This is a genomic window from Bacillus sp. LR_5 (genome assembly GCF_042709275.1).
In genome coordinates this window covers 138600-149852 of the sequence record NZ_JAVAXX010000002.1, presented here as the reverse complement: position 1 = coordinate 149852, position 11253 = coordinate 138600, and the positions used below count along the sequence as shown (strand labels likewise).

At 45.4% G+C, this 11253-nt stretch carries 11 protein-coding genes and 1 riboswitch; of the genes, 4 read left to right on the top strand and 7 right to left on the bottom strand.

Translation table 11 applies throughout. The features are described from left to right. Together isp and metE are read left to right on the top strand one after the other, a co-directional pair. On the top strand, positions 1-831 hold an 831-nt coding region (gene isp / locus RAC86_RS01655), incomplete at its 5' end, for a serine protease Isp (protein ID WP_377885343.1). Positions 832-962: 131 nt separating this feature from the next. Continuing rightward, positions 963-1118, top strand: a riboswitch (SAM riboswitch). 127 nt (positions 1119-1245) lie between these two features. Continuing rightward, the gene (gene metE / locus RAC86_RS01650; protein ID WP_061187326.1) at positions 1246-3534 is read left to right on the top strand and encodes a 5-methyltetrahydropteroyltriglutamate--homocysteine S-methyltransferase; all 2289 of its coding nucleotides are present in this window, start codon (positions 1246-1248) and stop codon (positions 3532-3534) included. Between the two features lie 38 nt (positions 3535-3572). Here metE and RAC86_RS01645 read toward each other — a convergent pair whose 3' ends face one another. Continuing rightward, complete coding sequence (locus RAC86_RS01645) at positions 3573-4199, bottom strand: histidine phosphatase family protein (protein ID WP_014113536.1); 627 nt, start codon at positions 4197-4199, stop codon at positions 3573-3575. Between the two features lie 135 nt (positions 4200-4334). On the opposite strand from RAC86_RS01645, the gene guaD reads away from it, so the two are divergent. Then, complete coding sequence (gene guaD / locus RAC86_RS01640) at positions 4335-4805, top strand: guanine deaminase (protein ID WP_003239055.1); 471 nt, start codon at positions 4335-4337, stop codon at positions 4803-4805. A gap of 5 nt (positions 4806-4810) precedes the next feature. Here guaD and RAC86_RS01635 read toward each other — a convergent pair whose 3' ends face one another. Both RAC86_RS01635 and ohrB read right to left on the bottom strand, forming a co-directional pair. Then, the gene (locus tag RAC86_RS01635; RefSeq protein ID WP_072566169.1) at positions 4811-5914 is read right to left on the bottom strand and encodes a glycosyltransferase family 2 protein; all 1104 of its coding nucleotides are present in this window, start codon (positions 5912-5914) and stop codon (positions 4811-4813) included. A gap of 124 nt (positions 5915-6038) precedes the next feature. Further along, positions 6039-6449, bottom strand: coding sequence for an organic hydroperoxide resistance protein OhrB (gene ohrB / locus RAC86_RS01630; RefSeq protein ID WP_014113533.1), 411 nt, complete (start codon positions 6447-6449; stop codon positions 6039-6041). Positions 6450-6590: 141 nt separating this feature from the next. Between ohrB and ohrR the strand changes: the two genes are divergently transcribed. Further along, positions 6591-7034, top strand: coding sequence for an organic hydroperoxide resistance transcriptional regulator OhrR (gene ohrR, locus RAC86_RS01625; protein ID WP_003218505.1), 444 nt, complete (start codon positions 6591-6593; stop codon positions 7032-7034). A 34-nt stretch (positions 7035-7068) separates the two neighbouring features. On the opposite strand, the gene RAC86_RS01620 is transcribed toward ohrR, so the two are convergent. The 4 genes from RAC86_RS01620 to purU form a co-directional block, all read right to left on the bottom strand. Beyond that, positions 7069-7494: an organic hydroperoxide resistance protein gene (locus RAC86_RS01620; protein ID WP_072566168.1), complete on the bottom strand. Its 426-nt coding sequence runs from the start codon at positions 7492-7494 to the stop codon at positions 7069-7071. Between the two features lie 128 nt (positions 7495-7622). Beyond that, entirely contained in the window at positions 7623-8870 is a 1248-nt protein-coding gene (gene proA, locus RAC86_RS01615) for a glutamate-5-semialdehyde dehydrogenase (protein WP_014113530.1), read from the bottom strand. An 11-nt stretch (positions 8871-8881) separates the two neighbouring features. After that, positions 8882-9979 carry a glutamate 5-kinase gene (proB, locus tag RAC86_RS01610; protein ID WP_072566167.1) on the bottom strand — a complete coding sequence of 366 codons (1098 nt, stop codon included), beginning with the start codon at positions 9977-9979 and terminating at the stop codon, positions 8882-8884. A gap of 361 nt (positions 9980-10340) precedes the next feature. Beyond that, positions 10341-11243, bottom strand: a complete 903-nt coding sequence (gene purU / locus RAC86_RS01605; RefSeq protein WP_014113528.1) for a formyltetrahydrofolate deformylase — start codon at positions 11241-11243, stop codon at positions 10341-10343. Between the last annotated feature and the right edge of the window lie 10 nt (positions 11244-11253).

Sequence of the window (11253 nt, the reverse complement as noted above, 5' to 3'; positions counted from 1 at the left end):
GTAAAAATTGCTGTATTGGATACGGGCTGCGACACAAGCCATCCTGATTTAAAGAACCAAATCATCGGCGGAAAGAACTTCACGGATGATGACGGCGGCAAGGAAGATGCGATCTCCGACTACAACGGACATGGCACACACGTCGCTGGAACAATTGCAGCTAACGATTCAAACGGCGGCATTACCGGGGTCGCGCCTGAGGCAAGCCTATTGATTGTGAAGGTTCTTGGCGGTGAAAACGGCAGCGGACAATACGAATGGATTATTAACGGCATTAACTACGCGGTGGAACAGAAAGTCGATATCATCTCAATGTCCCTTGGCGGACCAAGCGATGTGCCAGAGCTGGCAGAAGCAGTGAAGAACGCCGTCAAAAACGGAGTGCTTGTCGTTTGCGCAGCGGGAAATGAGGGTGACGGAGACGAACGCACAGAAGAGCTTTCCTACCCTGCGGCTTATAATGAAGTCATCGCGGTTGGATCTGTTTCGGTAGCGCGAGAATTATCAGAATTTTCTAACGCGAATAAAGAGATTGACCTTGTGGCTCCCGGAGAAAATATCTTATCCACTCTTCCTAACAAGAAGTACGGTAAGCTTACCGGCACTTCAATGGCTGCTCCCCATGTCAGCGGAGCGCTTGCTTTAATCAAAAGCTATGAAGAAGAATCATTTCAAAGAAAGCTTTCTGAATCTGAGGTTTATGCACAGCTGATCCGCAGGACTCTTCCGCTTGATATTGCTAAAACGCTGGCAGGCAATGGATTCCTGTATTTAACTGCTCCTGATGAGCTGGCAGAAAGAGCAGAGCAATCACATTTGATGACCCTATAAAATTATTTTTCTTATATAACATAAACCAAATATTGTAAATGAAATTTCAAATTCTATGTTGACAGCGAATTTGAATTACTGTTAAGATTACCAACAAATGATTCAACTTTTCAAAAAATTAATAACATTTTCTCTTATCGAGAGTTGGGCGAGGGATTGGCCTTTTGACCCCAACAGCAACCGACCGTAATTCCATTGTGAAATGGGGCGCACTGCTTTTCGCGCCGAGACTGATGTCTCATAAGGCACGGTGCTAATTCCATCAGATTGTGTCTGAGAGATGAGAGAGGCAGTGTTTTACGCAGAAAAGCCTCTTTCTCTCATGGGAAAGAGGCTTTTTATTGTGAGAAAACCTCTTAGCGGCCTGTATCCGCGGGTTAACGAGAGTGTTTTACATATAAAGGAGGAGAAACAATGACAACCATCAAAACATCGAATGTAGGATTCCCGAGAATTGGACTGAACAGAGAATGGAAAAAAGCACTTGAAGCGTATTGGAAAGGCAGCACTGATAAAGATACGTTTTTAAAGCAAATCGACGACCTATTTTTATCCGCAGCAAAAACACAAATTGACCAGCAGATTGATGTTGTGCCTGTTTCTGATTTCACACAGTATGACCATGTACTCGACACAGCAGTCAGCTTCAACTGGATTCCGAAACGGTTCAGACATTTGACTGACGCTACCGATACATACTTTGCTATCGCCCGCGGAATAAAAGACGCCGTATCCAGTGAAATGACAAAATGGTTTAATACAAATTACCATTACATCGTTCCGGAATATGACGAGAGCATTGAATTCCGCCTGACAAGAAACAAACAGCTCACAGATTACCGCCGGATCAAACAGGAATACGGAGTTGAAACAAAACCTGTGATTGTCGGCCCTTATACATTCGTCACGCTTGCTAAAGGCTATGAACCGTCTGAAGCAAAAGCGATCCAAAAACGCCTTGTGCCGTTATATGTACAGCTTCTGAAAGAGCTTGAAGAAGAAGGCGTAAAATGGGTTCAAATCGATGAGCCGGCGCTTGTTACAGCTTCTGCCGAAGATGTCCGCGGCGCAAAAGAATTATTTGAAAGCATGACTAACGAGCTTTCATCCTTGAATGTGCTTTTGCAGACGTATTTTGATTCTGTTGATGCTTATGAAGAGCTGATCTCTTACCCGGTACAGGGAATTGGCCTTGATTTCGTTCACGATAAAGGCAGAAACCTGGAACAGCTGAAAACACACGGATTCCCAACAGACAAAGTGCTGGCAGCCGGCGTTATCGACGGACGCAACATTTGGAAAGCGGATCTTGAAGAACGTCTCGATGCCGTTCTTGATATTCTCAGCATTGCAAAGGTTGATGAACTGTGGATTCAGCCTTCCAGCAGCCTGCTGCATGTTCCGGTAGCGAAGCACCCTGATGAGCATTTGGAAAAGGATCTGCTGAACGGATTATCCTACGCAAAAGAAAAACTAGCCGAGCTGACAGCTTTGAAAGAAGGTTTAGTATCAGGAAAAGCGGCGATCAGCGAACAGATTCAGCAGGCGAAAGCGGATATTCAGGCGCTCAAACAGTTTGCAACAGGCGCAAATTCTGAACAAAAGAAAGAACTTGAGCAATTAACCGATAAAGACTTCAAACGCCCGATTCCGTTTGAAGAACGTTTAGCCCTGCAAAATGACTCTCTCGGCCTTCCGCTTTTGCCGACGACTACGATCGGAAGCTTCCCGCAGTCTGCTGAAGTGCGGAGCGCACGCCAAAAATGGCGGAAAAATGAGTGGTCTGATGAACAGTACCAAGACTTTATCAATGCGGAAACAAAACGATGGATTGATATTCAGGAAGAATTGGATCTTGATGTGCTAGTGCACGGTGAATTTGAACGGACAGATATGGTCGAATACTTTGGTGAAAAGCTGGCCGGCTTTGCCTTCACAAAATACGCTTGGGTTCAATCATACGGCTCACGCTGTGTCCGCCCGCCAGTCATTTACGGAGATGTTGAATTCATTGAACCGATGACAGTGAAAGACACGGTATATGCACAGTCCCTGACATCCAAGCATGTGAAAGGAATGCTGACCGGTCCTGTTACAATCTTAAACTGGTCTTTCCCTCGAAACGACATTTCGAGAAAAGAAATCGCCTTCCAAATCGGGCTTGCCCTTCGCAAAGAAGTAAAAGCGCTTGAAGACGCAGGCATTCAAATTATTCAAGTGGATGAACCGGCGCTGCGCGAAGGCCTTCCATTAAAAACCCAAGATTGGGATGAGTATTTGACTTGGGCGGCAGAAGCATTCAGATTAACCACTTCTTCCGTGAAAAACGAGACGCAAATTCATACACATATGTGCTACAGCAACTTCGAAGACATCGTCGATACGATCAATGATCTTGATGCCGATGTGATTACAATCGAACACAGCAGAAGCCACGGAGGATTTTTAGATTATTTAAAAGACCATCCGTATTTGAAAGGGCTAGGCCTTGGTGTATATGACATTCACAGCCCTCGTGTACCGTCAACTGAAGAAATGTACAACATTATCGTTGACGCGCTTGCCGTCTGTCCGACTGACCGCTTCTGGGTAAACCCAGACTGCGGATTGAAAACAAGACAGCAGGAAGAAACAGTTGCCGCATTGAAAAACATGGTTGAAGCCGCAAAACAGGCAAGAGCTCAGCAGACACAGCTTGTATAAAATAGAAACCATCTGTCTTTGGCAGATGGTTTTTTCTATTAGAAAGCGGAAATCGGTTTCCGATGCTTCCCGTCCCCTTCTATTAATATTTTGGCTGTTCCATTTTCATCAAATTCCACAAGGCTCAATGATGTATCATGTATGTAAGCAGAATTCCATATGTCATGAACGCGTCTTCCCTTTATGATATTTAACAGCATTAATATAAAGACAGAATGGGTAACCAAGAGAACATTACCGGAAGAATGGCTGTCTAAAATAGTTTGGAGAGCTAGCCTTACCCGGTTTTCAAAGTCAAAAAACGTTTCACATCCCTGCTGGCGATAAGCTTCGGGATAATGAAAATAAGCATGAAAAAGATCTGGTTCGTCCCTTTCAATATCTTCTTGTTTTTTCCCTTCCCATGAGCCCAGTGACATTTCTCTGAACATATGATCTTTAACCAGCGGGAGCCTCCGCGATCCCAGTACGGTTTTTGCTGTCTCTTCTGTCCGCTTGCTCGGGCTGATGTATACCTGATTCAATTCAATATCCTTCAGACGCTCCCCAAGAGCGCGGGCGTTATACAGTCCAAGTTCTGTTAAATCAGAATCCAGCCAGCCCTGCATCCGTTTTTCCACATTCCATTGAGTCTGTCCGTGCCTAGCAATATATAAATGCAGCATGATCACCCCTCCTCTTTTCTCCTCTTATCTTAGCAAATCCCCCAAATATTTTGTTTGCTTTTCACTTTTTTGAGAATGTTCTTTGCACTTCTTTTCGGCTATACTTATAACACTCAATTGACAGGAGGGTTTAGGATGAATCATGAAAAGTTCTTAAAACGGGCTGTCGATCTTGCTCGTGAAGGAGTGAATGCGGGAGTTGGCGGGCCATTCGGAGCCGTTATCGTGAAAGACGGAGCCATTATTGCCGAGGGACAGAACAACGTCACAACAAGCAATGACCCGACTGCCCATGCAGAAGTGACAGCTATTCGAAATGCCTGCCGGGCACTTGACACCTATCAGCTTGATGATTGCATTTTATATGCGAGCTGCGAGCCGTGTCCCATGTGCTTAGGCGCCATCTACTGGGCCAGGCCGAAAGCCGTTTACTATGCAGCGGAGCACACAGACGCTGCTGAAGCCGGATTTGATGATTCATTCATATATGAAGAAATTGATAAACCGGCAGAAAAAAGAAACATACCTTTTTATCAGGTGACCCTGAAGGAGCATTTATCCCCGTTTCAGGCATGGCGGGATTTTGCCAATAAGAAAGAATATTAAAAGGATCAGGCATGTGCGGCCTGATCCTTTGTTAATTCGCTGAGAAGCCGCTGTGCCCGTACGCACTTCGGGTTGGCTTTCAGCGCTTTTTGCAAATACAAAACAGCAGTCATATGCTGACGCAATTCAGCATGGCAGACACCGAGCCAGCAGCTTGATCTAAAATCGGCTGCCCCCTTCACCTGTACGTACTGATGGTTTTCATTATTGGTTTGCAGGCAAGCTTCAAACGCTGCGATCGCTTCTCTGACTTTTTTAAGCTGATACATGATGATTCCTTTATAATAGTGAAGCGTGCAGTAATCCGGATAATGTCTCAGCGCTTCATGGATATCCCGTTCCGCTTCTTCGTACCGTTCTGCGTCAATTAATAATTTATACTTTAAATAATAGATAGCAGGCGGCGGAATTTGCTTTTTTCTTTTATACTCCTTGATGCAATCCACTGCCAGCCGGAGGGCTTTATCATGTTCGTTTCCTCTATCATACTCAGCTGCTTTCTGATAAAGGAGAGACGGGTCAGTACTGGATGTCAGCAATTCCATATTCAATAAGCTCATGTTGTGTTTATGCTTTTGCTGTGCCTCCTGCTCTAAATACCCGTAATGGTGAATGATACATGGAAGTGAGAAAATACTGCTTTCTTCTTCTCCCTCAGGCCTTTCGCAAACCCTTCCCGTAAACGTTATGTTTTGCTGATTGCGGATCAGCCTGATCTGCCTTTGTTCAAACGCTTCGTTTTCATCCCATTCCTTCCCTGTATAGCTCACAACCTTCATGCAGCCGAGAGATGGCAGGCTGTCAGTCAGCAGCGAAGGCAATAGGCTGCCTGTGTCCGGATCTAATTCTTCGTCGGCATCCAAGATCAATATCCACTCACCTTTGGCATGCTGTAGGCTGGCATTTCTCGCCTGTGAAAAATCCTGCTCCCATTTATGACGATAAATCTGGGCATGAAAGCTTGTGCAAATGTCTTCCGTACGATCGTTCGACCCGGTATCAATCACAATGATTTCATCGGCAATAGGCTGCACACTCTCTAAACAGCGGGCAATATGGCGTTCTTCATTTTTCACAATCATACATACTGACAGCTTTGGTCTCTTCATGTACTCACCTTTTCTCTAGTCTGAATTCACCTATATTACATGTATTCACACTTCGAAAAGATCATGCCCGCCCCGCATGCTTCCCCACAAAAAAACATCCTGAGAACCCTCAGGATGCCGTTCATTATTTTAATTCTAATTTTACATCAATATTTCCTCTGGTTGCCTTTGAATAAGGACAGAATTCATGAGCAGCATTGACAAGCTCTTGCGCCTTGTCGCGATCCAAATCTTTTGTGTTCACAACAAGTGTGACGCCGATTTTAAACCCGTCGTCGCTCTCATCCTTCATGAGGCTGACCTGTCCTTCAATTTCGGAATCAATCTCGATATTTTGTTCTTTGGCCACATGTTCGAGCGCGCCGCCGAAGCAAGCAGCGTATCCTGCCGCAAAGAGCTGCTCCGGGTTTGTGCCGGTTTGTCCTTCTTTTTTGGCATTTGGCATTACAATATCAAAATCAAGAACACCGTCATCTGATGTAATATGTCCTGCCCGTCCGCCGCGTGCGGTTACTTTTGCTGTAAATAGTGCCATATTATCCAACCTCCTTATTTGTATCTAGTTGTTATATTTCCCTTTCTGATCTTTTTAAACATGCTATGTTAGCCGAGAATAGGAAAAGTGAAGTTTTTCAGATACAATAGAATCGAATGACAAAAAGAGTTGGTGAACAAGATGGAAAATGAATTTGACCATATGAAATTGGAGAATCAGCTATGTTTTTTGCTTTATGCGAGCTCGCGGGAAATGACAAAGCAATACAAGCCGCTGCTTGAAAAGCTAAATGTGACGTACCCTCAATATTTGGTTTTGCTTTTGTTATGGGAACACGAAACGCTAACTGTCAAAAAAATGGGCGAGCTGCTATATTTAGATTCGGGAACGCTCACTCCGATGCTAAAACGAATGGAACAGCAGGGTTTGATTACAAGAAAAAGATCTGAAGAGGATGAGCGGTCCGTGTTGATCAGCCTGACAGAGGACGGAGAGTTACTAAAAGAAAAAGCGGCTGACATTCCAGGGACAATCCTAGGGCTTTCAAATCAGTCCGGAGAGGACCTGAAACAGTTAAAATCCGCTCTATATACATTGCTGGAAACACTTCATCAAAAAAATTGAGGATACCTTATACGAGGTATCCTCTTTTTTTCTATTATTCAGCTACTTCAAGCGTAACATCGATATTTCCGGAGGTTGCTTTTGAATACGGGCAGACGCCGTGCGCTTTTTGCACAAGTGCCTGTAATTCTGATGCACTGACTCCTTTTCCTTTCACCTGCAGCGTCACACCCAGTTTGTAGCCTTGATCTGCTTCATCCTTTAACAGGCTGACATGCGCTGTAACCTCTGTCTCCACTTTCATTCGTTCTGTTCTTGCTACAAGCTGAAGTGCGCTGTCAAAGCAAGCTGCGTAACCTGCTGCAAACAGCTGCTCCGGATTTGTCGCTTTTTCTAATTTCTTTGCTCTCGGTGTCCCCGGCATTGCGACATCGAGGTCGAGAACGCGGTCTGATGAAATCACCTTTCCTTCTCTTCCTCCTACCGCTGAAACAGTGGCTGTAAATAATGGCTGACTCATTTTTGTATCCCCCTAAATATATTTTATACAATTAAATTGTACACAATCTAATTTACAGTGTCAATTTTTCTGCGCACAAAAAAAGCTTATCCCGTTAGAGATAAGCTTTTTCATCGAATATTGCCCCGCTATTCGCGGATTTGCCCTGTTCCTTTAATAATGAATTTTGTAGAAGTCAGTGCTGGAAGTCCCATCGGTCCTCTTGCATGAAGCTTTTGCGTGCTGATGCCGATTTCGGCTCCGTAGCCGAATTCAAATCCATCGGTAAAACGGGTTGACGCATTATGATAGACAGCTGCAGCATCGACAGCCGTTTGAAAATAAGCCGCGTGCTTGTCATCTTCAGTTAAAATTGCTTCAGAATGATTGGTGCCGTATTGCTGGATATGCTTCACAGCTTCTTGGACGTTCTCAACCGTCTTTACGCTAATGACTGGTGCTAAAAATTCCGTTTCCCAATCTTCTTCTGACGCTTGTTTGCTTGAAGGATGAAGTTCACATACAAATTCATCACCGCGAATGTCAACTCCTGCGTTTTCTAGCTGAGCCAGCAATTCTTTCCCGTGTTGCTTCGCCCATGCTTTATGGATCAGGAGTGATTCAATCGCGTTGCATACGGAAGGGCGCTGCGTTTTGGCATTTACGACAACCTTTTCTGCCATTTGCGGTTTGGCCGTTTCGTCAATGAAAATGTGGCAGTTTCCTGCTCCGGTTTCTAATACAGGCACTGTTGATTCTCTGACAACGAGATCGATCAATTTCTTGCCACCGCGCGGAATCAATACGTCTAAGCCATCATTTAACGTAAAGAGCTCTTTTGCTGTCTCTCTGCTCGTATCCTCAATCAGCTGCACAGCGTTGATCGGAAGTGCTGATTGCTCGAGTGCTCTGTGAATAACATTGACGAGTGCTTTATTGCTGTGAATGGCTGAGGAGCTCCCCCTCAGGACAACCGCGTTACCCGTCTTTAAGCAGAGGGTCGCCGCGTCGACTGTCACATTCGGCCTCGCTTCATAGATCATTCCGACAACACCGAGCGGCACACGGATTTTTTCAATAAACAGGCCGTTTTCCTTTTCAATCGTTTCAAGAGATTCGCCGACCGGGTCCGCCAAGTCGATTAAGAGCTCTACCGCGTCCGCAATGTCACGAATGCGTTTCTCATCCAGCGTGAGACGGTCAATGACATCCGGTGTTAAACCATTTTCTTTTCCGTTCTTAATGTCTTTTGCATTCTCTGACAAGAGAAAGTCCAGTTCGTTGCGGAGTCCGTTTGCAATGAGACTGAGCGCCTCATCCTTCTCGACCGTTGTTTTCATGATCATTTCGGCTGCTGCTTCTTTCGCCAGCTTCGCTTTTACAGAAACTTCACTCATTTTTCTGCCTCCTAGTCTTTTAAATTGACCCAGTCATTCCTATGAATAACCTCAAACGTTCTCTCAAAATCAAGTTCATTACTTCGTTTGCCTTTGGCCTCCATAATCTCCTCGGAGGAGTAATGAGTTTGGCCTTTGCCGATCACGCCGCCCGGTCCCCTGACTTCCACGACCGCCCCTTTCGGAAAGCTTCCATTTACGCCCACTACGCCAGCCGGCAGTAGGCTGCTTCCGTTATGGATCATCGCCTCCTCGGCACCCGCATCAATGAGGATCTCTCCTGCTATCGGCGAGTGGAACTGAATCCACTGTCTCGTGTTGTTAATCGAGGATAGTTCTTTGTCTCCGATATAAGTGCCGTCTCCCCTGCCGTCCAATATGTCCGCCAGCTTTTGCTCTCCGCTGCCTGTTCCAATGAACACTTTCACTCCAAGAGACAGTGCAGTTTGAGCGGCTAATAGCTTTGATTTCATACCGCCGGTGCCGACCTTTGATCCGGCTGAGCCCGCATATCCCAATAATTCAGGCGTGATCTCCGGCAGATAATCAAATCGTTTCGCCTCAGGATTTTCATTCGGATTGGCATCATACAGTCCGTTAATGTCAGTGAGAATCATGAGCTGGTCCGCATGAATCAATCCGCTGACTAACGCAGAAAGCATGTCATTATCCCCGAATGTCAATTCTTCAACAGATGTAGAGTCATTTTCATTGATAATCGGAATGACGCCGCGCTCCAGTAATTCCATTATCGTTGCATACGCGTTTCGATACCGTTCTCTTTTCGAAAAATCATTTCTCGTTAAAAGGATTTGCCCCGGAGTCAATGAGTATTGTTTAAATTGATTCATATATTGCTGCATTAACAGTGTTTGTCCGACCGCGGCCGCCGCCTGCTTTCCTTTAATGGTAACGGGGCGGGACGGATAACCGAGGCTGGAAAACCCCGCCGCTACGGCTCCCGAGGTAATCAGAATCATTTCATGTCCCGCTTTCTTCAAGAGGGAAATGGCTTGGACATGCTCTCTGATTTTTGCCTCATCAATGCTTCCGTTGCTATTTGTGAGCGAACTGCTTCCTATTTTCACTACTATTCTTTGTTTTTTCATTTATTCTCCTCCGCGGCTTTTTGCCAGCCAACTTACAATAAAAAAACCCATTTCATCCTGATTCATAAGGACGAAATGGGTTTCCGTGGTACCACCTTGATTGAACGCGCTGATGCACGCTCCGCTTTCCTGTAACGCCAGGTTACGCGCCTAGGTTTTCCCCCTAAGACTCCAAGGCAGGTTCGGCAGGTTTCATGCGGCAAAATGTTTCAGCGGTTCATTTTGCTCTCTGTCACAGAAAGGTCTGCTTACTAATCCTCTTCAACGCTCAATGATTTTTTTATATTATGCAAAGAAAAAGGACACTTGTCAAGGTTTTTTGTCACCAAAAAGAGCCCGCATGGAGCGGGCATCTTGCCGTCTAGTTAAAGACGATTGTTTTATTTTCGTGAACGATAACGCGGTCTTCCAAATGCCATTTTACAGCACGGGCAAGCACACTGCGTTCAATTGTTCTTCCGATGTTTTTCAGTGCTTCCGTATTATCGCGGTGGTCCACGCGCTCAATATCCTGTTCAATGATCGGCCCTTCATCAAGATCGTTTGTGACATAGTGAGATGTCGCTCCGATCAGTTTCACGCCACGCTCGTAAGCCCGTTTGTACGGATTCGCACCGATAAAAGCAGGCAGAAACGAATGGTGAATATTGATGATGCGATTCGGATGAGCAGATACAAAGTCAGGGGTTAAGATCTGCATATAGCGTGCAAGCACGATCACATCAATCTCATATTGCTCAAGCAGTTCAAGCTGCTTCTTTTCGACTTCCGCTCTGATGTCTTTGTTCGCTTTCATATAGTGGAATGGAATGTTCAGCCGTTCAACCAGTTCTCTCGCTTCCTCATGGTTGCTGATGACAACAGCGATTTCCGCCATCAGGTTGCCGGTTTGCCATTCCCAAATCAGCTCATGCAGGCAGTGAAGCTCCTTTGAGACAAAAATGGCGACACGCTTCAGCTCGCTTGCCAATGTTAAGCTCCATGTCATGTCGAAATTTTCTGCAACAGACGCAAACGCCTCCTGCAGTGTTTCTTTTTTCTCACGAATACCCTCGCAGTCGAATTCGATTCTTAGGAAGAATCGGCCGCCTTCAGGGTCTGTCGTATATTGATTGGATTCTATAATATTAGCGCCGTGTTCAAATAAAAACGCGGAAACCGCAGAGACGATACCAGGCTGATCGGGACAGCTGACCAAAAGACGCCCTTTATCCTCATTTCCGTCACGGTATTCGTTCAACCGCTGTGTCATATATGATTTCATGAATAATCCC